Source organism: uncultured Adlercreutzia sp. (genome assembly GCF_958431955.1).
Classification (GTDB): Bacteria; Actinomycetota; Coriobacteriia; order Coriobacteriales; family Eggerthellaceae; genus Adlercreutzia.
This window is the reverse complement of record NZ_CAUASN010000010.1, coordinates 25,574-49,646: the sequence shown is the minus strand read 5'-3', so window position 1 is coordinate 49,646 and position 24,073 is coordinate 25,574. Positions and strand designations below refer to the sequence as shown.

The following is a 24,073-nucleotide window of genomic DNA, read 5'->3' as shown; positions in this document are numbered from 1 at the left end:
TTGACATTTTACCAGATGCGCGCCGTATGCAACGCATCCCCACGAAACTTAACGGAGCGTCCACCTTACGATTCCGTCACCGGGGCCGCTGCGGGCGAAAGCGGTGCATCGCCGGGGCCTCGCGCAGCCCTAGGCCTTCGGATCGGGCACCTCCACCACCGTGCACGACTGGGCCGTGGCAATGGGCGTGTAGGTGGGCAGCATGTGCAGGCACGCCTTGGGGCAGGCGCGCACGCAGCTGCCGCACTGCACGCAGCGGAACGGGTCGATGGACCAGGTGCGTTCCTTCTTCTCCACCACGATGGCGTCGGCCGGGCAGGCCTTGGCGCAGATGCCGCAGAGGATGCAGAGCGCGACCTCGTTCTCGATATGGCCCTTGAGCCCCGCCGGGGCCGGCTTCTGCTCGGCCGGGTACAGCAGGGTCTCGGGCTTCTTGAACAGCGATCCGAGGGTCATGCCCCCCAGTTTGAAGCTTCCCATGGTCGCCTACCTTTCCGTGCAGCTGATGCAGGGGTCGATGGTCAGGATGATCATGTTCACGTCGGCCAGGTCGCACCCCTTGAGCGCCACTGTCATGCCGGCGAGGTTCTGCGAGGTTGGCGTGCGGATGCGCATGCGCTCGAGGTTCTTCGAGCCGTTGCCGCGGGCGTAGTAGTAGCACTCGCCGCGGGGCTGCTCGAGCACGTTGGAGGCCTGGGCGCCCTCGGCCGGAGCCCCCTTCACGGTCACCTCGATGTCGCCGGCGGGCATCTTGGCCGCCAGCTCCTTGATGATGTCGATGGACTGGAGCACCTCAAGGCAGCGCACCTTCACGCGGGCGTAGCAGTCGCCCTCGGTGGCCACGATGGGCTCGAAGTCGGACAGGTCGCCGTAGGCCCCCTTGCCGAAGGAGCGCACGTCGTAGGGCAGGTTCGAGGCGCGGGCAAACGGCCCCACCATGGAAAGCGCCCGGGCATCCTCGGTGGAGAGGTAGCCTACGCCCACCGTGCGGTTCTTCACCGAGGTGTCGGTGAGCAGGGTGTTCATGATCTTGGTGTAATCGTCCTTGATACCGTCGAGCACCGAGATGATCTCGGCCATCTGGGTGGCGTCGATGTCGCGCACCACGCCGCCCACCTTCACGACGGACAGGATGACGCGGCCGCCCGTGGTCTTCTCGAAGATGTCGAGCACGCGCTCGCGCAGGCGCCAGCAGTGCATGAACATGCTCTCGAAGCCAAAGGCGTCGGCGGCCAGCCCCAGCCACAGGAGATGCGAGTGCACGCGGGACAGCTCGTGCCAGATGATGCGCAGGTACTCGGCGCGCTTGGGGATCTCCACGCCCATGAGCGCCTCCACCGTCTCGGCGTAGCCGATGGAGTGCCCCGTGGCGCAGATGCCGCAGATGCGCTCGGCGATGTAGATGAACTGGTTGTAGTCGCGGGTCTCCACGAGCTTCTCCAGGCCGCGGTGCACGAACCCGATCTGCGGGAGCACGTCCACCACGGTCTCGTCCTGCACCACCAGATCGAGGTGCAGAGGCTCCGGCAGCACCGGGTGCTGCGGGCCGAAGGGAATGACGGTCGCCTTGCCCATGCTAGTTCCCCTCCCCTTCTGCCTTCGCGGCCTTCTTGGCCTTGGCCTCGAGCGCGGCGCGCACCTTGGCGGCCTTCTCGGGGTCCAGGCCCGCAATCTTCTCTTGGATCTCCTCTTCGGTCAGGCCCGTCGGCGCGGCGGCGGCGCCCGCATCGGCCTTGGCCGCAGCTGCCTTCTTCGCCTTGGCCTCCATGGCTGCGCGCACCTTCGCCGCCTTCTCCGGGTCGAGTCCCGCTATCTTCTCCTGGATCTCCTCTTCGGAGGGGCCGGCCGCATCGGGCTCGACGGACTCCTTCTTCTTGGCGGCCTCCTTGGCTGCCTTGGCGGCGGCCACCTTCTTCGCCTTCTCGCGGGCCGCCAGCTGCTCGGGGCTCACCACGGTCATGGGAGCCTTCTCGGCCAGCTGGTAGAACATGCCGCCGAAGTCGATGGCCATGCCCTCGATAGCCACGCCGTACAGGTCGTGGATCTCGTTCTCGCAGACGAAGGCCTCCAGGAACAGGTCGGTGATGGAGGGGACCGTATCCCCCTCCCCAACCGCGACGACCGTGTCGTTCTCGAGCAGGCCGTCCTTCATGTAGGAGTACACGAGGTCAACGCCGTTCTCGGTGTTCACCGCGAGGATCTGCACGTAGCGCCAGCCCTCTTCGGCGCGCTTGGCGGCCAAATCGTGCACCTCGGCGAGTGCCACCTCGTTGAATGCTTGGCTGAACTTGTCCATGGGCGCTCACGCTCCCTTCCGGGCGGCCTTCATCGCCGCCGACTTCTCGTCGAGCTTCGCCACGCCGGCCACGATAGCGTCGATGAGCTGCTCGGGGCGCACCGCGCAGCCCGGGGCGTACACGTCGACGGGGATGGCCTTATCCACGCCGCCGATGACGTTGTAGCAGTCGTGGAACACGCCGCCCGAGCAGGCGCAGATGCCGCAGGCCACGACCACCTTCGGCTCGAGCATCTGGTTGTAGATCTCGCGCACCACCTCGATGTTCTGCTCGTTCACGCTGCCGGTGACGAGGAAGATGTCGGCGTGCTTGGGGTTGCCGGTGTTGATGACGCCGAAGCGCTCGCCGTCGAAGCCGGGGCAGAGCGTGGCCAGCACCTCGATGTCGCAGCCGTTGCAGCTGGAGCCGTCGTAGTGGATGACCCAGGGCGATTTAGAAGCGAATGCCATGTCGGCACCTCCTTACAGAAACGCGAGCAGCGCGATGTTCACGCCGCCGGCCACAAGGGCCACCAGCCACGCCGAGTTGAACATGAACTGCCACTTCACGCGGGCGAAGTTGTTGTCGATCCAGATCTCCAGGAAGTACACGAGCACCACGGCGACGATAGCCACGATCGCGGAGATAGGGCTGCCCCACACGAAGAACATCGCGATCCAGCCCATGAACAGCACGTTTTCGCACCAGTGCATGATCTCCACCATGCCGAGGGTGGGGCCGCTCATCTCGGTGGTCACGCCGCGGACGATCTCCTGGTGGGCGTGGTGGGACAGCGCCAAATCGAAGGGCGACTTGCGCAGCTTGATGGTGAGGATGAACAGCACGCCGAGGAACACGAGCAGCGCCGTGCACACTACCGGGTGCGGCATGCCCAGCACCGCGGCCACGTCGAAGGAGCCGGTGACCTGGAAGAAGGCCACGGCCATGAGCAGCACCATGGGCTCGTAGCACATCACCTGCAGCGTCTCGCGGGCGGCTCCCACCTCGGCGTAGGGGCTGCGGGTGGAGTAGGCGGCCATGATGAAGAACAGGCTCGACAGCGTGATGACGAACACGCACAAAAGCAGGTTGCCGCCGGAGAAGAACACGCCGCCGGCGATGAGGGCGAACAGGAGCGCCGCGCCCACGTAGACGCGCTCCACGGAGTTCACCGAGGCGCGCTCCTTCTCGAAGAGCTTGCGCACGTCGTAGTAGGGCTGCAGGAGCGGCGGTCCCACACGCCCCTGCATGCGGGCGCTCACGATGCGGTCGAGGCCGGCCAGAAGGCAGCCGACGACCGGTCCGAGGATCGCGAACAGGAGGGTGCCGATGAGCGTTGAGATCAAAGACATTGCACGCTCCTTTCTAGAGAACGATCGGGGTGAACAGGGCCACGAGGAAGGCGGCGGCCATGATGAGCGTGTTGAACACCACGCCCACCGGGGCTATGCGGCCCTCGCCGAAGACGGCCTCCATGTACCAGTTGCGCGCGCTGGCCTCGGCCGTGCCCGACAGGGCGCTCTGGAAGGTGCGCGCCCCGCTGTCGCGGCTGACGCCGGCGAGGTACACGTCCACCTGCCGCCCCTTCGGCTTCGCGCCCACGCCGGCGAACAGCACGAGCACCACCACGACGGTGCAGATGGAGGCGAGCCACAGGTTGTCGGCGGAGATGTCCCGGGCGGCCGCGCCGTACACCGAGAAGAGGTAGGGCTCCACCACCGCGGCGGAGATGAGGGGCAGAAACACGCAGCCCAGCACGAACAGGCAGGCCATGAGCAGAAGCGACGCCCACTCCGTGGGCTTCACGGTCACCTCCACGTTCTCCGGCTCGCCCGCGATGCCCGCGAGCTTGCCGAGCCACTTGGCCCAGAACATGAACGTGGCGGCGCTGCCGAAGGCGAGGATCACGATGAGGGCCACCTGGCGGGCGTCCACGAAGGACACGAGCGTGCCCCACTTCGCCAGCAGCATGCCGAAGGGCGCGATGAACATGCCCATGATGCCGAGCATCATGAAGCGGGCCAGGCGAGGCATGCGGTCGAACAGGAGATCCATGGCCTCGATGTCGCGGCTGCCGATGTGGTGCTCGGCGGTGCCGACGCACAGGAACAGCAGCGACTTCGCGATGGCGTGGAACAGGATGAGGAAGCACGCCGCCCACACCGCCTCAGGTGTGCCCACGCCGGCGCAGGCGCAGATGAGGCCGAGGTTCGCGATGGTGGAGTAGGCCAGCACCCGCTTGGCGTTGGACTGCGAGATGGCCATGAAGGAGCAGAGCGCGAAGGTGATGCCGCCCACGAGCATGACCATGATGGCCGGCGCCGGGGACACGGAGAACACCGGCGCGAGCTTCACGAGCAAAAAGACGCCCGCCTTCACCATGGTCGACGAGTGCAGAAGGGCGCTCGTGGGCGTGGGGGCCACCATAGCCCCCAGAAGCCAAGTCTGGAAGGGCATCTGGGCGGCCTTGGTGATGCCCGCGAAGGCGAGCGCGGTCACCGGGAGGGCCGTGACGGCCGGATAGGCCACGCCGAGGGCGAGGAACTCGTCGAAGGCGAAGGTGCCCACGCTGATGGCGCAGCAGTACAGCGCCAGGAGGAAGCCGAGGCCGCCGGCCAGGTTCATGATGATCTGGCGGAAGGCGTTGGCAATCGCCTCGTCGGTGCGCGTGTAGCCGATGAGGAGGAACGAGCACACCGTGGTGACCTCCCAGCCGGTGAACATCCACTCCATGTTGTTGGAGAAGACGATCACGAACATGGCCGACAGGAACACGAACATGAGCGCGAAGAACATCGGGCGCCGGTCGGGGGCCCCTTCGGGCTCGTGGGCCTGGAAGTCCTCCATGTAGCCGAGCGCGTACACGCAGATGCCGCTGCCCACCACGCCGATGATGAAGGCCATGAGCAGCGAGAGCGAGTCGAAGTACAGCCCGAAGGGCACTTCGATCTCGTGGGCGAAGACGAACTCGAGCACGAGCGTGCCCGCGATCTGCACCGCGGCGAGCGCGGCCGCCCACACATTCTTATAGCGGACGGAAAAGGCGATGATGACCGCGGCGATGGCGATCGAGACGCCCGTGCAGAGGAAGTCGACGACCTCGCTCGCGAAGGCGAACGACACGCGCGGCGCCCCCAGGTTCCCGAGCACCAGCGCGACCGATGCCACGGCGATGACGACGGCGGCCGCGACGACGACGATGCGCCGCGGGGCCTCCTGCCGCACGACGAGCAGCACGGCGGCCACGATCAGGGGGAACACGATGAGGAAGCCGAGCAGTCCGAGACTGAGTTCCATGCAGGATCCTCCTTACCCTTCTTCTTGGCCCCGCAAGGCGGCAGGCTCCGCCCGCAGAGGCGAGATCGCGATGATCTTCGCCCTACCATAGCAAAGAAGCCGCCCCGCGCCGGCCGCCGTCCCAGGTGGAGGGGCTATCGTTCGGTAAAAGGGTAAGGTTAGTTGTGCACTTGCACGAAAATGCCGCCGGCGCCGAGGGCCGATCAGGCCGCCGCCGACGGAAGCGCCCGCCGGTCGAAGCGGCGCCCCAGGAGCGTCCCGGCGAGGGCGCCGGCGAGCGCCGGGGGAAGCCAGCTGAACCCGTAGGCGTACAGCGGTGCCGCCTCCACGAAGGGGAGCAGGCCCGTCACGTCGTGCACCGTCAGCGCAAGGCTCGCCGCCACCGCCGCCAAGGCCGCGCCCTTGAACGTCCAGGTGCTGCGGATGCGGCGCCGGAAGAGCATGAGCACGACGGTGATCATGAACGGCGGGCAGATGACCGAGAGAATTGGCGCGGCCAGGTTGATGATGGCGGTGAGCCCCAGGTTGCAGATGGCGAGCGCGACGACCACCACCGAGATGAGGGCCGCGCGGTAGCTCAAGCGCCGACCGCTGATGCGCTCCAGGTACGCCGCCGTGGCGCCGCACAGGCCCACGGCCGTGGTCAGGCAGGCGAACCCCACCACGACGCCGAGCACCACGAGCCCGGCACGGCCCATAAGCTGCTCGGTGATGAGGGTGATGAGGGTGGCCTGGTTCACGTCGTGGGGCACCACGGTGGCCGCCGTGGCACCCAGATAGGTAAGACCACCGTAGACCAGAGCGAGCAGCACGCAGGCCACTAGACTCGCGCGGGCCGTCACCGCCAGCTGGCTCTTCCCGTCGGCATAGCCGGCGGCCCGCACCGACTCCTGGACGATGATGGCAAAGCCCACGACGGCCAGGATGTCCATGGTCTGGTAGCCCGCCGAGATGCCGTCGGCCACCACCGTGGCCGACTCGGGAGCCACCACCGGCCCCAAGGGCGAGACGATGCCCGCGACCACCATAATCGCGATACCGGCCACGAGCACCGGCGTGAGCACCTTGCCCACGATGTCCACGATGCGGGTGGGGCGCAGCGTGAGCAGCAGCACCACGGCGAAGAACAGCAGCGAGAAGGGAAGCAGCCCGATCCAGTCCCCCAGCAAGGGCGCGATGGACATCTCGTAGGTGGTGGCCGCCGTGCGGGGACTCGCGATGAGCACGCCGGTGCACAGGATGGCCGCCGTGTTCAGCACGAGCGCCGGGCGCTTTCCGAGGACGCCCTCGATGGACAGGATGGAGCCCCCGGCCTGGTTGATGGCCACGATGCCGATGCAGGAGATCACCACGTCCACGAAGACGAAGCAGATAAGGCCGAGCGGCCACTCCCAGCCCGATTCCATGCCGAGAAACGGCGGGAAAATGAGGTTTCCGGCTCCGAAGAACATGGCGAACAGCGCCAAGCCCACCACGAGCGCGTCTTTGTTCATGGCACCCTCCCTGACCGTTTCCGTCCACATTTGACGCCCATTGTCGCCGAGGCGAAGCGATCATGATGACGCATCGACCGCTCGGTTACGGATTCAGCGTCAAAGCGGCACGGAATCGTCACGAGCGTCACGCTCGCCGGCGATCGGGCACCTGCGAGCCGTCAGCCGAACCGGCGCCCCTCATCGACGCGAAGCCCCGCCGCCGCGAGGGCGGCCTCGTCCAGGGCGATGACCACAGTGTCGTCAGCGAGCTCACCGAGCAGACGGGCGGCGTCGACGGCCGCAAAGAAGGCAGAGCGTTTCTCGGCATCGCCATCGGCGAGCACCACCACCTGGGCGCCGGGCATGAGCTGCGCCGCATGCTCGGCGGTGTCGGCCTCGAGCACGCGAACCTCCCCCACCTCCAGACCCGCTTTGGAGAGGGCCGACGCCAGATCGAGGGCGAGGTTCTCGGTCGTCGTTGCGTCATCGGAGTCGGCAGCTATCATGAGCAGGCGCGGATTGGCCGGCCACACCGGCTTCAAGGCTTCCAGCAGCCCCGTCTCCGGCTTCAGCGTGGCGAAGCGGTAGAGGCTGCGAATCTCATAATCGCAGGGATCGACGGCAAGAAACGTCTGCATGGGAACTCCCTTCACTCGATAGGAGAAGCCTAGCATTTCCGCTTGCGGCGCACGTATCGGAGAATCCTATAAGTCAATAAAAAAAGAGCCGGCTTGAAGCCGGCTCTCTCAATTCTGGTCGGGTTGACAGGATTTGAACCTGCGGCCCCTTGACCCCCAGTCAAGTGCGCTACCAAACTGCGCCACAACCCGTTCGTGCTTTTCGGGCTCGCGCCCAAACAGCTTGCTTATAGTACCCTTACCTCCAAGACATTGCAAGAGAAATTTTGCCAAATTCGTCCCAACGGCATCGTAACGAGCGCCGGACCCCTAAAGGCTCAGGCGATCAGCCAAGTCGCAGCGCCGGTTGATACCGAGCCTACCGCCAGTCGGTTCTCGGCGGTTCGCAGGAGTCGTTTGGAATATTTGGCCAGAAACACCCTCGAGTGCGCTCCCTTGACCTTCGATTCGTCGCATTGGCCGAAGATCGATCGATAAATTATACGTTATTCGTTACTTTCAGAAGGCCATTCTCTTCGCGGGAGGCGAGAAAGCGGATCATCGAGCGCACTCGAGGGTGTTTTTGGCCAATTTTCGAAAACGAGGAAGGAGATAAGGCAGGGAGAGAGTCTTGCCTGATCATCGCCTTGGGTTATGGCTTGGGTTAGGCATTTAACCCAAATTTTCCCTCTGGCCCGATGCGCCCTCCGAACCCGTTGCGGCATGATGCGGGCCGTCAAGGGCGCTGGCAGTGCAGGAAGCGGCAATCCCATCCGAAAAAGAGGGTCGCCACATCGCAGTGCACCGTCCGGCGCAGGGAACGCGGCGACAGGAAAGCGCCGCATGTCTTCAGGAGGGAAACCATGGAAGTCACCCGTCGCGATCTGTTCAAACTCTCCGGCCTCACCGCCGCGGGCATCGTGGGGGCCGGAGCCCTCGCCGGCTGCGCCCCGAAGGCCCCGTCCGACTCGGCCGCGCTCTCCGAGACCGGAGCTGCCGACTCGTCGCTGCCGGAGTTCCTGCAGGCACCCGAGCCCATCACCGAGTTCGCCGACACCCGCGAGTTCGACGTCGTGGTCGTCGGGGCCGGCGAGTCGGGCCTCTCGGCCGCCCACACCGCCGCCGAGGCCGGCGCGAAGGTAGCCTGTGTGCAGAACATCGGCACGGCCCAGACCACCGGCAACATGGGAGCCTCGGTGGATACCACCAAGACCGACGAGGCCGGCATCCAGGCCTGCGTGGCCTTCCTCATGGAGAAGAACGCCTACCGTTCCAACCGCAAGCTTTTGGAGGCCTGGGCGCGCAACTCCTTCGAGGCCGTTACCTGGTGGGCCGACACGGCGGCGGCCGGCGGAGCCGAGTCGAAGCCCTACGATTCCGAGCGCGAGCACAACGGCTACACCTACTATCTGCACGCCAACACCTACAACCACCTGGAGGGCGCCCACAACGACGCCGCCCTGGCCGTGTGCGACGCCGTGGCCGCCGAGGGCGTGGAGTTCTTCTTCAACTCGCCTGCCGTGCAGCTGTACAAGGAAGGCGACCGGGTGGCCGGCGTCATCTGCTCCACCGAGGAGGGCAACGTGCTGTTCAGGGCGGCCAAGGGCGTCATCCTCGCCTCGGGCGACTGCTCCGGCAACCAGGAGATGCGCGACTATTACTGCCCCGACCTGCGCGGCTTCAAGACTATGAGCCCCTTCCGCGACGGCATGGGCATGATGGCCGGCATCTGGGCCGGTGCCCAGATGACGCCGGTGAACCACTCGAAGATGGTCCACGGCGGCGGCGCGCTCACCCGCCTGGAGCTGCCCTTCCTGAACCTGGACATCCACGGCGAGCGCTTCATGAACGAAGTGCTGTCCTTCGCCTACCTGAACAACCTCATGCGCGGTTATCTGGAGGAGTACGACTTCGAGAACCCGATGGCCGCGAAGTTCTTCACCATCATGCCGGCGAACTGGGTCGAGATCGGCGAGCAGTGGGCGGCGGCCCATCCCGACGAGGTGAAGTTCGGCGTGGGCAACATGAAAGTGCCCCCCGAGGACCAGTTCGTACGCGGCGAGACCCTCGCCGAGCTGGCCGCGAACATCAACGCCTACATGGAGGCCGAGGAGTGGCACATCGACCCCATCGACGAGGCCGCTATCGTAAAGTCCATCGAGGACTACAATGCGCTGTGCGCCACCGGCGCTGACGGCCAGTTCGGCAAGCGGGCCGACTACCTGGTGCCCATCGAGCAGGGGCCGTTCTTCGCCGTGCCCCGCGGAGCGAACTCCGTGCCGGCGGTGCTCGGCGGCCTGACGGTGGATGAGAACCAGCAGTGCCTGGACGCCGATGGCGCGCCCATCGAGGGCCTGTTCGCCGTGGGCAACGCCTCGGGCCAGTTCTACGGCGGCGTGGACTACCCCATGGATGTCGAGGGCCTCTCCATCGGCCGCGCCATCACCTCCGGCTACGTGACCGGCCGCTACGTGGCCGCCCTGTAGGGCTGCCACCCAAACGCTCCCGCACCCTCCCTCTCTGCGCGCCCGCCAGCTTCCCTCCCCGCTGGCGGGCGCTCCGGCGTCTGCGGCATCGGCCGCGAGCGAAAGGGCGCAGAGGGGCGAAGCGGGCACGCGCCGACAGCACGCTGGAGCCTGTATAATGATTCCCATGGATACCACCGAGCGCACAAGGCGCCCTTGGCGCCGCATCGATCACCTGGAGCAGATGATCCCCTATCTGTTCGCCCTCGGCTGCGCCCGCACCTGGATGACCCTCACCTTCGCCGCGCCCGCAGGCATGCCCGTCCCGCTCGCCTTCGACCCCCATATGGTCTTCGACTACGTGTACGCGGCCCTCGGCATCGCCGCCACCATCTTCGCGCGCCGCCTCGCTCCCCTGCACAGCCAGCCCTGGGCCAAGCCCGCGGCCTGCGCCGCCATGCTCGTCGCATCGCTGTGCATCGTCTCGGCCCCGGCGGCTCCCGACCTCGCCGGAGGGTTGGGCATTGCGGCGGCAGTCCTCGGCGCCTTCGGGTTCTGCGCGGTGCTCCTCATGTACAACGAGGCCATCGTGCCCTTGAGCCTCATGCGCATCGCCCTGTACACCGCGGCCTCCCGCTTCATCGCCGTGCCCATCACCTACCTGTGCCAGGGCCTCGATGCCGAGCGCCTCGCCGCAGTGCTCGTGCTTCTGCCCTTCATCTCCGTGGGCTGCCTCGTCCTCGCCTTCCGCCAGCTTCCCGCCCGCGACCTCGCGCCCCGGGCGTATCCGAAGTTCTCCTACCCGGTGAAACCGCTCGCGGTGCTGTGCATCTACGCCTTCGCCTACGGGCTGCGCACCCACCAGCTGCCCGAGGGGGCGGGCGTGCACTCGTCGCTCTCGACGGCGCTGGTCATGGGCGCCTTCTTCGTCGTGGTCTACTTCTTCTCGGATCGCTTCAGCGTGAGCGCCCTGTTCCGCTCGCCGCTCCTGCTCATGATCTGCGGGCTTCTGCTCATTCCCGCCGAGGGGCTGCTCGGAACCACGGCGGCGGGCTACCTCATCTCCATGGGCATGACCCTCATGTCGCTGCTCATATCTCTTCTGTTCTACGACCTGTCCAAGCGCATGGGCATCGCCATCATCGCGCTCACGGGCATCATGCGGGTGAACTCCCTGTTCACCATCTGGGGCGGCTCCTGCGCCGATCTACTTGATACGAGCGGACTGGCCCCAGGCGTGCAGTCCATCGTCATCACCGCCGCCGTGGTCATGCTCGTGCTGGCGAGCACCCTCATGCTGCTCTCGGAGAAGGACTTGGCGAGCCGCTGGGGCATCCGCCTGCTGGAGACCGACGACTTGGCCGAGGAGGGCCGCCGCGCCGAGACTATCGCCGAGCGCTGCGACGCCGTCACGGCCCGCTACCGTCTCAGCCCCCGCGAGGACGAGATCTGCCGGCTCATCGCCCAAGGGCAGACCAACCCGCAGATCGAGCGGGAGCTGTTCATCGCCCCGGGTACCCTGAAGGCGCACATCCAGCACATCTACGTGAAATGCGACGTCCACTGCCGCAAGGAGCTCGTCGAGCTGTGCGGCGGCCAGTAGGGCCCGACCCCCACACCCCCTCCCAACGACGAAGGCTCCCGCGGGGAGCCTTCGTCGCGCATCTTGAATGCAGCTCGCGGCCGATGCCCTACTTCTCGGTGCCGTCGCCGAACAGAAGGTCGTGCTCCAGGCCCTTAAGCTCGCTGCGGGCCTGCTCGCGCAGGTTGTTCAGGCCCGCCAGGTACTGGCGGTAGAGCACCACCACGAGGTAGCGGCCGGCGCGGGTGAGGGTGAGCTCCTCGTCGTTGTCGGTGGCAAACGCCCCGTTGGCGCGCATGAAGGCCATCTCCACGGGCAGCCCCCGCTCTACCGATACGCCGAAATCGCGCTCGAACTCGCGCTTGTCGAAGCGCAGGCTGTACAGCTGCAGCAGGAACTTGTAGCGCATGAGATCGCGGCGCGGCAGATCGGTGCAGCCCATGAGCGGCAGGCGCCCCTCCCCCACGATCTGCGCGTACTCCTCCAGGTTGAAGGTGTTCACGAACAGGTTGTCGCCCAAATGGGTAATGGAGCCCGATCCCACGCCCACGCACTCCTCGTAGGCCACGGCGTACTCGTCCACCTCCAGGTTCTGGCGCCGGCGCAGGTTCTCGTCGAGCCGGTTGAAAGTCCACAGGGTGCGGCGCTCGAACAGCGGACGCTCCCCCTCGTTCAAGATCTCGTCGAGGATGTGGTAGAAACGGCGCTCCTTGTCGTAGTCCATGCGCCCGAGCACGCTTTCCATCTTGCGCGTGGTGGCGTGGGACTGGTACAGCGGCGAGAAGGTGGTCTGATGGCAGCCGCAGGTGGCAATTTTCTCGCAGTCGTTGATGAGGATGTCCTCGGTCTGGGACGGGAAGTTGAAGATCATGTCCACGTTGAGCGACTCGAAGTACGGCGCGGCCTCGCCGATGCGCTCGAAGATCTCCTCGGCGCTGCCGTACTTCTCGTAGCGGTCCATCTGGCGCAGAAGCTCGTTGTCGAAGGACTGCACGCCCACCGACAGACGCTGGATGCGGCCCTTGAGCTTCTCCAGGTACGAGGGGATGAGGTGGTTCGGATTCGTCTCGGAGTTGATCTCCTTGATGGAGAACAGATCACGGGCATAGTCGATGGTCTCGCACAGCTCGTCGATGTCAACCGTGGGTGTGCCGCCGCCAATATAGGCGCTCTCGAAGTCGTAGCCCTTCTCCTTCAGAAGGCGCATCTCCTCGCGCAAGGCCTTAAAGTGAGTGCGTGCCCGCTCTTCCCGGTACGGGAAGCGGTTGAACGAGCAGTAGGGGCACAGACGCTCGCAGAAGGGAACGTGCACGTACAGCGTGTAGGCGCGCCCCGGCACCGGGTCGGGCAGGGTGCCCGTGGGCACGGGGTGCAAAGCCAGCGTCTTATCGGTCATGGTGCGGACGACGGTGGTGAGCAGGCGCTCTGAGAGCATGCGGAAACCTCCTGGTAGGTACAAGCGTAAGGCGCATTGTAGCACTACCGGCCGGGCAAACGCCGAGCCGACCGCTGAGGGTATGGGGAATGCACAAACCGCCGCCCGCCGTCCTGAAGGGCAACACTTGGCCCGGACCATCCGCAACCTTCCCGTTTGCACTTCCAACGAAGGCCAGGTCGGAGTGCTTGCGGGCCGCGTCGGCATGGACCGGCGGCATCGATATCGGGAACAGAGGGCCTTGCGCCCGGCACGGCCAGGCCCTATAGTGGCCCCTTCGCCATGAGGCGACCACGACAGCACGGCCGTCCCCAAGAGAGGAAGACCATGACCACGTTTCGCCTGAGCGCCGAGCAGCGGCGCTATTTCTACGAGCTGTGCGCCACGGGGAACATCACCCGGGCCGCCCAGAGCCTCTACCTGTCCCGCCAGGGGCTCTCCCGCAGCATGGGGTCGCTGGAGGAGGCGGTGGGCGCCGTTTTGTTCACCCGCGGGAAGGGAGGCGTCGCACCCACGCTGGCCGGGCGAACGCTCCTGCGACACCTGCGGGAGGAGGACCGCGCATGGGAGCAGTGCCTCGCCCGCATCCGCTCCCTGGACGGCGCCGATCCGGCCGTCGTACGCGTGGGGCTGCTCAGCATGTTCGTGGGCTACGACGAGAAGCGCAAGCTGCTCGCCCGCTTCGAGGACGACGCCGCGCTGAGCCTCTCGATCATCGACGGCGATCACGACGAGCTGTGGCGCGCCGTGGCGGACGGCAAGGCGGAATGCGCGGTGACCATGGCGCCTCCGCGCCAGATGGAGGTGCCCTTCGTCCGGCTGACCGACGACACGCTGTCCGTCCTGGTCGCCAGCGACGACGAGCTGGCGCGCAAGGACGCCGTGGACTTCGCCTGCGATCTGCGCGGGCGCACGGTGGTCCAGACGAGCCCCTACAAGGAGCGGCTCTACGCGGACATCTTCCGCACCCACGGCATCGAGGTCGACCCCATCGCCCCCGACCGCAACCTCATGCTCGCCCACGTGTCCAGCCGCCGCCAGGTCTTCATCATCCAGACTGGCTACGCGCGGCGTCTCGTGACGAACGGCATCTGCCTCCGGCCCCTCGCGAACGCGCCCTTCTCCCTGAGCTCGGTGCTCGTCGTGCGGCCCGATATGCCCGAGGCCGCCCGGCGGGTGGCCCGCGAGATCGCCGACGGCTTCGGCAAGGCCGCAGAGCTGGACGCCCTCGTCGCTTTGATCGCGGAAAACCGCCGCTAGACTCGAGCAGGTGCGAAAACACGCCTTGAAATTGCGGAAAGTCGCCATAAAGGAACGCGTGCCACCGCCCTTTACGACTTCAGAGTGAGTGCATAGGCCGTATCGGGCTCTATATTGCGGAAAGTCGCCCGCTGTTGGGCGACTTTCCGCAATCGAGGGGCGTGTTTTCGAAACCGTTCCATCAAAGGGCGACTTTCCGCAATCGAGAGACTATTGCCCCAGCACCCCCCCCCGAACGAGCATCGCGGACTCGGCTGCGAGCCCATCGCGCGAGTCAACCCGGTCCTTAAAGGCGATCGTCCCCCAGCGCAGACCTTCCCACGCCGCCCTGCTCGATGGCGTCCAGCAGCCCCTGGCGGTCGTACACCCCCACCTTGCGGTAGATGTTACTCACATGGTGCTTCGCGGTGCCCTGGGCAATGGAGAGTTCGTCGCTGATATAGGGAACGGTGCGCCCGCGGGCCAAAAGCACGAGGACCTCTGATTCGCGGTTGGTCAGATGGCACATGGCCGCCATCGCCGCGCACTTCTGTTCCAGGGACTCGTCGGTGCGCGCAAGGCGCGGTGTGACATAGATCTTCTGCACGTCGGCCACCGTGAAGAAGAGCATGCCGATGACCGCGAGCAGGAGGATGGCGATGAGGCACACGTCAAGGCGCAGCTGGGCCGACCACCAGGGCGAGAATATGAGGCAATCGGCTCCCACCGATCCGACGAGGGTGCCGGCCCGCGTGGCCAGAACGGCAAGACCGAAGGAGAGGGCCACGGGAATGCGGCCGCGGAAGGCCACATCGGTGGAGACGAGCATCATGAGCATGTCCAAGCAGTAGATGCCCATGATAATGAGCCCCGTTCCCAAGAAGGGATACACCTCCGGCTCGAGCAGCAGCAAGACAATACCCGCGAGCACTGCGGGGATGACGGGCCGGTACAAGGTGAGCGCCTCGGAAGGCGACGAGGTGACCATCATGGAAAGCGTAATGGCCCCGATACCGCCCCCCGCCAGCAGAAGCGCCTTGGGCACCACGAGCGGATCGCCTTCGGCGAAGGTGACCACCATGCCCTGGGTCAGGCCCCATATGACGCTGATGACGAAGAGGCAGACGAGCAGGCGCCCAACGGGGATCGTGCGCACATCGAGCGGCACGACAGAAGGCTCGCGGCGGGGTTCGCGGCGGCAGGCGTACAGCACGGCCGCCGACGCCACCGGAAACAGCGCCGTCACCCCTACGGCCGCCGGCTGCGGCAGAGCGTAGACGAGGAAGAAGAGCACGAAGGCGAAGGTGTAGGAGGCGTAGAGATGCCGACCCACCCGCCCGGTGGCCAACGCACTCCACAGCTCGCCCCACATGATGAGCAGAAGCGCATTGCCGAGGGCGGCGGCAGCGGCTGCGGCGATGAACAGCGCCCAGCCGAGCGCGCCTGTGCCGGCGAGCACCGCCAGGGGCATGACAACAGTGCCGAAGGCCATGGCGCCGGCGGCCACGATATAGAAAAGGCGTCGCGCCGCGAAGGGCGCGAACCACCGCGACATGACCACGACGGCACCGTAGCCGATCGTCATGAGCACGAGCAATCCGAGCAGGGCGTTGCCCTCGGAGAAGAGCAGCCCCTCATTGGGCGCCACGGTGCTCGTGCACATCGTGACGATCTGCCACGCCTGCCAGAAGCCGAGCCCCAAAAGCCGCCAGTCGGCAAAGGGGCCCTCGTTCGATTCCCGCATTGTCCCTCCCTAAAAAGCGCGATGCCACAAGCGCATCTACCCACGCTCAACCGTAGCAAAATGCGCGCCCAATGCTATGGGCCACTTCGGCCCATTTTTACTTGATCGGGCAAAATAGGTCAAATCGTCAGATGTTATCCAAACGTCACTTTTGCCAAGATAGACGACGGGAGGGCGGTGCCGTCGCAAGCGCGAACCCAAGCGAGACGGCACTCCCTAGGACCAGAGGCGGAGCGGAGGGCTCCGCACTGAGAAGAAAGGGAAACCTATGACCGACATGAATTCCAAGGGCCTGTCCCGCCGTGCGTTCCTGGGCCTGGGCGCCGCAACCGCCGCAGGTGCGGCCGCCATGGGCCTGGCCGGCTGCTCGCCGGCGGCTCCGGCCGAGGGGGGCGCCCCCGCTTCCGGCGATGCGCCCATAGCCGCCACCGGCGAGGCCGCCTACGAGTGGGAGATCGCTCCCGAGCCCATCACCGATGTTGCCTCCACCGTCGACACCGACATCCTCGTCATCGGCGCGGGTCTGGCCGGCTGCGCCTGCGCGGCGGCGGCTGCCGAGAAGGGCGGCAAGGTGACCGTGGTGGAGAAGACCGCGAGCTTCAACGGACGTGGCGGCGGCTTCGGCGCCATCAACTCCCGCTACATGGAGGAGCTGGGCGTGACGGTGGACAAGGTGAACGCCAAGCAGCACTGGATCGCCCAGTGCGCCAGCCGCGTGAACGAGGACCTCATCGTGAAGTTCTTCAACAACTCCGAGGAGGCTTCCAACTGGCTGCTCGACAAGTGCGAGGCCCTCGGCGGCTCCGCCATGGTGGGCGCCTTCTACAGCCACGACGACGTGTACGCCGAGCAGCCGGGCTACCACATGCTCATGATCCCCGAGGAGGCCGGCCTCACTTCCACCGGCTTCGCCGGCGCCGAGCTGTGCTACCTGGACGCCGTGCGCGACGGCGCCGAGTTCGTCTTCGACTCCCCGGCCGTGCAGCTCGTGAAGGACGAGTCGGGCCGCGTGACCGGCTGCATCTGCGAGACCGGCGAGGGCTATGTGCAGTACAACGCCGCCAAGGGCGTCGTGCTGGCCACCGGCGACATCGGCGGCAGCCTGGAGATGTGCGAGGCCTACGCCCCCATCTGCGCCGAGTACGGCCAGCCCCGCAGCCAGTACACCCCGGCCGGCGTGAACACCGGCGACGGCCACAAGATGGGCATGTGGATCGGCGCCCAGCTGCAGGACCTGCCCTTTCCCACCATGATGCATCCCCAGGCCTTCTGCTGGTTCCACGGACCGTTCCTGTTCGTGAACGACAACGGCGAACGCTTCATGTGCGAGGACACCTGGGTGCAGGGCAAGTCGCTGGCCATCAACAAGCAGCCCAACGGCGAGGCGTGGTCCATCTTCGACGCGAACTGGCCCACCGACCTCGTGAACGGCCTGCCCTACGGCGGCGGCATGTTCTGGGACAGCTTCCGCCCTTACGGCAGCGACCTCGAGCTGGCTCCCGAGTACTTCAAGACCCAGATCCCCGAGTACGTGAAGCAGGGCATCGCCTACGAGGCCGACACCATCGAGGATCTGGCGGCCCAGATTGGCTGCGATGCCGCCACGCTGAGCGCCACCGTGGAGCGTTACAACGGCATGTGCGAGGCCGGCGAGGACACCGACTACTACAAGAAGCCCGTGTTCCTCACCCCCGTGAAGGAGGGCCCCTTCTACGCGCTGAAGGTCGGTCCGGCGCTGCTCGCCGTCTGCGGCGGCCTGAAGTGCAACAACGACTTCCAGTGCCTCGATGAGAACGGCGAGGTCATCGAAGGCCTCTACGTGCTCGGCAACATCATGGGCGACATCACTGCGGTGGACTACCCCATCAACGTGGCCGGCAACTCCCACGGCCGTTGCATCACCTTCGGCTATATGCTCGGTCACGAGCTGGCCGAGGCCTAAGCCGCGTAACGCGACGAGCCTTTTCCGCCACGGCAGCGCACCCTCCCTCCTGCCACGGCATATTCCACAAGAAAGCCCCCGGTATCGGGGGCTTTCCTTATCAAGGGACGAAGGTTTTGAAAGAACTTACGCCTCGGTGTCGCCCACGTAGGGGGCGAGCACGTGGGCGAGCACCTTCAGGTGGGCGCGCGACTTGTTGAGGCACGGCACGTAGACGAAGGGCTCGTCATCGCCCGGCTGACGGTGGGCGCCGCGGCGGAAATCCTCGGCGGCGCGCTTCATGCGCACGGTGCGCGCCACGTCGCGGTGGGCCTGCAGATGGGCATCGCACTGGGCGCTCTTCTTGCCGGTGTTCTCCAAGGCGCCGGGCTCCTCGTCGGCATCCACCAGCTCGCCGGCGAGCGCCGCCCGATAGATCGGCTCCAGCTCGCACGGCACGTCGTAGAGGGTCTCTAGGCAGTCCACCGCGAAGTTCGGGCACACGAGGAACAGGCGGCTGCCCGGCTCGGCGGCCCGCGCCAGGCGCACCAGCGTGGGACGTGTGAAGGGGGAAAGCCACGTGCGGCCCTTGTCGAAGCGGCTCTGGTAGCTGATGGTCCACGCCCGCCGGTCGAGCCCCAGCTCGCCGGCCACGGCCAGGCTCGTGGCACCGGTCTGCAGCTCGTAGACGTCCCCCGCCTCGATGTCCTTCAGCGGAATGGAGTGGTAGGAGAACAGCAGGCGGTCGCCGCGCTCCTCCGAGAAGCCGGCGTTGCGGATGGATGCGGCGATGGCGCGCACGTAGACGGGGTCCTCGCTGTAGTCGTCGATGAAGTCGACCGGGTGCCGCCAATGGGCCCGGCGCACGGCGCGGGCGATGCCATCGGCCACCGAGGAGGTGGTGGAGCGCGCCTGCTGCGGGTACATGGGCAGCACCACGAGCCGCGAGCAGCCCGCTTCCTTCAGCTCGCGCACGGCGTCCTTGAGCGAGGGTTTCCCGTAGCTCATGGCGGCCCGCACCTCCACGTCAAGCCCGCGCTCGGCGTAGTAGTCGGTCAGCCCGCGCTCGAGGGCCTCGTAGGCCACGGTCATGGGAGATCCCGCCGCCGTCCAGATGGCGCGGTACTTCTCAGCCGACGCCGCGGAGCGCTTGCCGAGGATGTGCCCGTGCAGCAAAAGCCACCACACCGGGCGCGGCATGGGGCAGATGCGCGGGTCCATGAGAAACTGGGACAGGTACTTGCGCACGGCCTTCTTGGTCGGCGCCGCGGGCGTGCCCGTGTTCGCGATGATGACGCCCACTTTGCCCGGCACGGGCGCGGTCTTCTTAGTCATGGGGCACCTTCCCTTCCACCGAGGGTACCGGCGACGCCTCCATGAGCGCGAACACCTCGCGGCCGGCCTCGGTCACGCCGACCGAGCGCTCGGCCAGGGCATCCAGTGCGCGGCGCAGGTCGGCCGGCAGCTGGTCGGCGAAGGCCATGGGCTCGCCGGTGACGGGATGCTCGAAGGCGATGCTGTAGGAATGGAGGAACTGGCGCTCGAGGCCGAGCTGGGCCCGCGCGTCGCGGGGGCCGTGGGCGTTGTAGACCGGATCCCCCACGATGGGATGGCGCGTGTACTGCATGTGCACGCGGATCTGGTGGGTGCGCCCGGTGAACAGCTTGCACTCGATGAGGCTGTAGCCGTCGTCCTTGGGGCCGGCCTCGAAGCGCTCCAGCACCCGGAAGGTGGTGATGGCCTCGCGGGCGCTCGGCACGTCGCGCACGGCCATACGGCAGCGCTCGTCGGCCGAGCGCGCGATGGGAGCGTCGATCATGCCGGTGTCGTGGGCCATGATGCCGTGGACGAGGGCCAGGTAGTGGCGGTCTACCGCGCGGTCCTGGATCTGGGCCATGAGCTCGCGGCCGGCCTCGTCGGTCTTGGCCGCCAGCATGAGCCCGCTCGTATCGCGGTCGAGCCGGTGCACGATGCCGAGGCGGTCGGCCTCCTCGCCCTGCACGTTGCAGAGGTTCTCCTCGCCGCAATGCCAGATGAGCGCGTTCACGAGCGTGCCGTGGGCGTGGTCGACGGAGGGGTGGCAGACAAGGCCCACCTGCTTGGAGATGACGAGCATGTCCGCATCCTCGTAGCGGATGTCCAGGTCGATGGGCTCGCCGTACACCACAACGGACTCCGGCTCGTCGTCCACCTCGTAGACGATGGTGTCGCCGGCGGCCACGGCGTGCTTCTTGGAGACGGTGGCGCCGTTCACGAACACGCGCTCCTCCTCGATGGCGCGCGCCGCCGCCGAACGCGAGGCGTACAGGCCCCGGGCCGCGGCCAGCGCGTCCAGGCGGCTGCCGGCATCCTCGGCGGCAACGATATGGCAGAGCGATCGTGTCATGGAACCCACCTTACCGACCCTCGGGGCCCGGCGCATCGCCCGTTCGGGCTACATCGCCGGACGGCTCGTCCGTGCCGTCGGAGGCCGCCGGCTTCGCGGCCGCCGGCACTGCTGCACGCTCGTCGCGCCGCATACCCCAGAGCATGCCGATGAAGAACAGCGCGAACCCGCAGGTGACGCCGATGTCGGCCACGTTGAAGGTGGGGAACTCGATGAACGTAGTGTCGATGAAATCAACCACATAGCCCAAGCTGAAGCGGTCGAGCGCGTTGCCGAGGCCGCCGGCCACCACGAGCGCGACGCCAATGACCTCCGCAAGGTTCGCCCGCTTTGCCGTGGCGATGAGGTAGGCCGTAAGCGCCGCGCAGACCAGAAGCGACATGACGCCGAGGGCGAAGGTGGAGTCGCCGAACATGCCCCAGGCGGCTCCTGTGTTGTGGGCCAGGCGGAACTGGATGAGGCCGAGGAAGGGCCCGGCGATGACCTCGCCGAGCCCATAGCCGTTGCAGACCGCCTTCGTGGCGATATCGGCCGCCAGCCACAAAAGCACCACGGCGGCGAACACGCACAGATTGCGGCGGCGCATCTACTCGCCCTCGTACCCGATGGCGTCCAGGGCCGCCCCGCACCGCGCGCACACGTCGGGATGGGACGGGTCGCCGCCGAGCTCGCGGATGTTCCAGCAGCGCGGGCACTTCTCCCCCGCGGCCACCGTCACCGTAGCGCTCACCTCGTCGTCGGCGCCCTCCTCGAAGGCCACCGACGCCACGATGAACAGCTCCTCGAACACAGCGGCATCGAGGGTGCGCGCCGTGGCCACCACGGCAGCGGGCGCGGTGATCGCGACGGCCGCCTCCTGGCTCTTGCCGATGATCTTCGCCGCGCGGGCATCTTCGAGGGCCTTGGTGACCACCTCGCGCACGGCCATCATCTCCTCGAAGGCCGCCACGCGCTCCGCGCCGTCGGCGGGCACCGCCGGCGTGAAGTCGGCGGCGGTGGGCCAGCCGGCCAGCTGCACCGACACGGGGCGCCCCTCCTCCTCGCGCCACGCGGGCGGGTAGCAATCCCACACCTCGTCGGTGGTGAACGACAAGATGGGGCTCATCACGCGGACGAGCACCTCCAAGATGTTCATGAGCACCGTCTGAACGGCGCGACGGCGCGGCGATGCGGGCGCCTCGGCGTAGAGGCGGTCCTTGGTCACGTCCATGTACACGGCCGACAGATCGTTCACGTACTCGTAGAGGGCGCGGTACACGGCGTTGAACTTCAGCGCCTCGTAGGCCGCCTCCACCTCGGAGAGCAGCTGCAGGGTGCGCACCATCTGCCACTGGTCGATGGGCTCCAAATCGTCCCATTCCACGAAGTCGGCCGGGCCGAAGTCATCCAGGTTGCCCAGAAGGAAGCGGAAGGTGTTGCGGAAGCGGCGGTAGGCGTCCGACACCTGCTTCAAGATGCCGTCGGAGATGGACACGTCCTGGGAGTAGTCGCAGGACGACACCCACAGGCGCAGCACGTCGGCACCGAACTTCTCGCACATCTCCACCGGGTCGATGCCGTTGCCGAGCGACTTCGACATCTTGCGGCCCTCCTCGTCCACGGTGAAGCCGCAGTGCATGACCGAACGGTACGGCGGCACGCCGAAGGCGCCGATGGAGGTGAGCAGCGACGACTGGAACCAGCCGCGGTGCTGGTCGGACCCCTCCAGGTACAGATCGGCCGGGAAGCGCAGCCCTTCGCTCGCGCGGTGGCGGCACACGCTCGTGTGCGACACGCCGGATTCCCACCACACGTCCAGGATGTCCTTCTCGGGCAGAAGCTCGGTACAGCCGCACACCTCGCACTTCGTGCCGCGCGGCAGGTACTCGGACGGCTCCATGGTGAACCACGCGTCGGCGCCCTTGGTGTTGAACAGCTCGATCACCGCGTCGAAGGTCTCCTCGGTGGCCACGGTGGAGCCGCACTTGGCGCACTTGAACACGGGGATGGGCACGCCCCAGCTGCGCTGGCGCGAGATGCACCAGTCGGGACGGTCGGCCACCATGGACCCGATGCGGTTCTTCGCCCAGGCCGGCACCCAGCTCACCTCGGAGTTGATGGCCGTGAGCGCCCGCTCGCGCAGGGCGTTCTTGTCCATGGAGACGAACCACTGGTCGGTGGCGCGGAAGATGACCGGCTGATGGCAGCGCCAGCAGTGCGGGTAGGAGTGGTTGATCTTCTTCTCGGCCACGAGCGTGCCTTGCTCGCGCAGCCAGTCGATGATGACGGGGTTGGCCTCGTCGGTGGAAAGGCCCGCGAAGCGGCCGGCCTCGTCGGTGAACATGCCGTTGTCGTCCACGGGCATGAGCAGCGGGATGTCGAACTCGAGCGCCACCAGGTAGTCGTCCTGGCCGTGGCCGGGAGCCGTGTGCACGGCGCCGGTGCCCGTGTCGAGAGTCACATGGTCGCCGTAGATGACGGTGCCCTTGATGTCGTGACGCACCGGCGCGGTGTAGGTGAGGCCGAACAGCTGCTTGCCCTTGATGGTCACCGGCTCGCCAGCACCGTCGGCCACAAGCGCGTAGTCCTCCCAGCCGGCCACCTCGGCCACCGCTTCCACGAGCTCCTTGGCCATGATGAGGTTGTCGCCCGCCACCTGCACCATCACGTAGTCGGCCTCGGGCGCAAGCGACACGGCGGTGTTGGCCGGCAGCGTCCAGGGGGTGGTGGTCCAGATGAGGATGAAGGCGTCGCCTTCGGCACCGGCCGCCTCGAAGATGCCGGGCGTGGCATCCAGCTTGAACTTCACGTAGATGGACGGCGACACCTCGTCGCCGTACTCGATCTCGGCCTCGGCCAGGGCGGTGTGGCAGTTCGTGCACCAGTGGATGGGCTTGCGGCCGCGGTAGACCGAGCCCTTCAGGTACAGGTCCTTGAAGATCTCCACGTTGCCGGCCTCGTAGTTCGGGATGAAGGTGAGGTAGGGATGCTCCCAGTCGGCATTCACGCCGAGGCGCTTGAAGCCCTCGCGCTGGATGTCGACATACTTCTCGGCCCACTCGCGGCACAGCTGGCGCAGCTCAGGCTGGGTGATCTCGGCCATGCGCTCAGGCCCGATGGTCACCTCCACCATGTGCTCGATGGGCTGGCCGTGGCAGTCCCAGCCGGGGATGTAGGGGCTGAAGTACCCGCGCTGGGCATGGCTTTTCACCACGAAGTCCTTGAGGATCTTGTTGAAGGCGTGGCCGATGTGGATGGGGCCGTTGGCATAGGGCGGCCCGTCGTGCAGGATGAAGGGCTTGCCGTCGGCGTTCTTCTCCAGCACGCGGCGGTAGATGTCCTCTTCCTGCCACGTCTCCAGGCGCTTGGGCTCCTGCGCCGGCAGGTTCCCGCGCATGGGGAAATCGGTGCTGGGCAGGTTCATCGTGTCCTTGTAGTTGCTTGCCACCGTTAACTACCTCTTCTTCCCGTCTCGCATCCGGCTATGATCCAAAGGCGCACCGGTACAGTGCGCCCGGAAGTGCAACTGGTCTAGTATACGGCAAGGAAAGGCGCCCGTGAACAGGTCGCGGCACCCTCTGCGCGTAAAAACCGCCGAAGGGCGGCGCGGCTTAGGTTACAGCTTCCCCTCCCGCCGCCCTCCCCCGCGCTCCATGC

General features: G+C 66.6%; 18 protein-coding genes and 1 tRNA gene. 4 read left to right on the top strand and 15 right to left on the bottom strand.

Features of this window, described 5'->3' with window-relative positions:
• Positions 1–129: 129 nt before the first annotated feature.
• The 9 genes from Q5064_RS04860 to Q5064_RS04820 form a co-directional block, all read right to left on the bottom strand.
• Complete coding sequence (locus Q5064_RS04860) at positions 130–480, bottom strand: 4Fe-4S binding protein (RefSeq protein ID WP_302962745.1); 351 nt, start codon at positions 478–480, stop codon at positions 130–132.
• 6 nt (positions 481–486) lie between these two features.
• The gene (locus Q5064_RS04855) at positions 487–1,575 is read right to left on the bottom strand and encodes a nickel-dependent hydrogenase large subunit (protein ID WP_302962743.1); all 1,089 of its coding nucleotides are present in this window, start codon (positions 1,573–1,575) and stop codon (positions 487–489) included.
• 1 nt (position 1,576) lies between these two features.
• Positions 1,577–2,296, bottom strand: a complete 720-nt coding sequence (locus Q5064_RS04850; protein ID WP_302962741.1) for an NADH-quinone oxidoreductase subunit C — start codon at positions 2,294–2,296, stop codon at positions 1,577–1,579.
• 6 nt (positions 2,297–2,302) lie between these two features.
• Positions 2,303–2,746 carry an NADH-quinone oxidoreductase subunit B family protein gene (gene nuoB, locus Q5064_RS04845; protein ID WP_302962739.1) on the bottom strand — a complete coding sequence of 148 codons (444 nt, stop codon included), beginning with the start codon at positions 2,744–2,746 and terminating at the stop codon, positions 2,303–2,305.
• 12 nt (positions 2,747–2,758) lie between these two features.
• Complete coding sequence (locus tag Q5064_RS04840) at positions 2,759–3,628, bottom strand: complex I subunit 1 family protein (RefSeq protein ID WP_302962737.1); 870 nt, start codon at positions 3,626–3,628, stop codon at positions 2,759–2,761.
• 13 nt (positions 3,629–3,641) lie between these two features.
• The gene (locus tag Q5064_RS04835; protein ID WP_302962735.1) at positions 3,642–5,573 is read right to left on the bottom strand and encodes an NADH-quinone oxidoreductase subunit L; all 1,932 of its coding nucleotides are present in this window, start codon (positions 5,571–5,573) and stop codon (positions 3,642–3,644) included.
• A 203-nt stretch (positions 5,574–5,776) separates the two neighbouring features.
• Complete coding sequence (gene brnQ / locus Q5064_RS04830; protein WP_302962733.1) at positions 5,777–7,066, bottom strand: branched-chain amino acid transport system II carrier protein; 1,290 nt, start codon at positions 7,064–7,066, stop codon at positions 5,777–5,779.
• Between the two features lie 161 nt (positions 7,067–7,227).
• Positions 7,228–7,686, bottom strand: coding sequence for a hypothetical protein (locus Q5064_RS04825; protein WP_302962730.1), 459 nt, complete (start codon positions 7,684–7,686; stop codon positions 7,228–7,230).
• A 115-nt stretch (positions 7,687–7,801) separates the two neighbouring features.
• Positions 7,802–7,878: transfer RNA gene (locus tag Q5064_RS04820), tRNA-Pro, on the bottom strand.
• A 650-nt stretch (positions 7,879–8,528) separates the two neighbouring features.
• Between Q5064_RS04820 and Q5064_RS04815 the strand changes: the two genes are divergently transcribed.
• Both Q5064_RS04815 and Q5064_RS04810 read left to right on the top strand, forming a co-directional pair.
• Positions 8,529–10,151, top strand: a complete 1,623-nt coding sequence (locus tag Q5064_RS04815) for an FAD-dependent oxidoreductase (RefSeq protein WP_302962729.1) — start codon at positions 8,529–8,531, stop codon at positions 10,149–10,151.
• 166 nt (positions 10,152–10,317) lie between these two features.
• Positions 10,318–11,733, top strand: coding sequence for a LuxR family transcriptional regulator (locus Q5064_RS04810; RefSeq protein ID WP_302962728.1), 1,416 nt, complete (start codon positions 10,318–10,320; stop codon positions 11,731–11,733).
• 88 nt (positions 11,734–11,821) lie between these two features.
• On the opposite strand, the gene Q5064_RS04805 is transcribed toward Q5064_RS04810, so the two are convergent.
• Complete coding sequence (locus tag Q5064_RS04805) at positions 11,822–13,147, bottom strand: coproporphyrinogen III oxidase family protein (RefSeq protein WP_302962727.1); 1,326 nt, start codon at positions 13,145–13,147, stop codon at positions 11,822–11,824.
• Positions 13,148–13,474: 327 nt separating this feature from the next.
• Between Q5064_RS04805 and Q5064_RS04800 the strand changes: the two genes are divergently transcribed.
• Positions 13,475–14,407: a LysR family transcriptional regulator gene (locus Q5064_RS04800; protein ID WP_302962725.1), complete on the top strand. Its 933-nt coding sequence runs from the start codon at positions 13,475–13,477 to the stop codon at positions 14,405–14,407.
• A 286-nt stretch (positions 14,408–14,693) separates the two neighbouring features.
• Here Q5064_RS04800 and Q5064_RS04795 read toward each other — a convergent pair whose 3' ends face one another.
• Complete coding sequence (locus Q5064_RS04795) at positions 14,694–16,130, bottom strand: LuxR C-terminal-related transcriptional regulator (protein ID WP_302962724.1); 1,437 nt, start codon at positions 16,128–16,130, stop codon at positions 14,694–14,696.
• 268 nt (positions 16,131–16,398) lie between these two features.
• On the opposite strand from Q5064_RS04795, the gene Q5064_RS04790 reads away from it, so the two are divergent.
• Positions 16,399–18,072, top strand: coding sequence for an FAD-dependent oxidoreductase (locus tag Q5064_RS04790; protein WP_302962723.1), 1,674 nt, complete (start codon positions 16,399–16,401; stop codon positions 18,070–18,072).
• A 126-nt stretch (positions 18,073–18,198) separates the two neighbouring features.
• Here the strand turns inward: Q5064_RS04790 and hemH are convergent, their stop codons facing one another.
• From hemH to ileS, 4 genes are read right to left on the bottom strand one after another with little or no spacing between them, the layout of a single operon-like run.
• Positions 18,199–19,386, bottom strand: a complete 1,188-nt coding sequence (gene hemH / locus Q5064_RS04785) for a ferrochelatase (protein WP_302962722.1) — start codon at positions 19,384–19,386, stop codon at positions 18,199–18,201.
• Complete coding sequence (locus tag Q5064_RS04780; RefSeq protein ID WP_302962721.1) at positions 19,379–20,437, bottom strand: RluA family pseudouridine synthase; 1,059 nt, start codon at positions 20,435–20,437, stop codon at positions 19,379–19,381. The genes hemH and Q5064_RS04780 overlap by 8 nt, the downstream gene beginning before the upstream one ends.
• 10 nt (positions 20,438–20,447) lie before the next feature.
• On the bottom strand, positions 20,448–21,023 hold the full coding sequence (gene lspA / locus Q5064_RS04775; protein ID WP_302962719.1) for a signal peptidase II: 576 nt from the start codon (positions 21,021–21,023) through the stop codon (positions 20,448–20,450).
• Positions 21,024–23,864 (bottom strand): isoleucine--tRNA ligase, encoded by a 2,841-nt coding sequence (ileS, locus tag Q5064_RS04770; RefSeq protein WP_302962717.1) that lies wholly within the window; start codon positions 23,862–23,864, stop codon positions 21,024–21,026.
• Between the last annotated feature and the right edge of the window lie 209 nt (positions 23,865–24,073).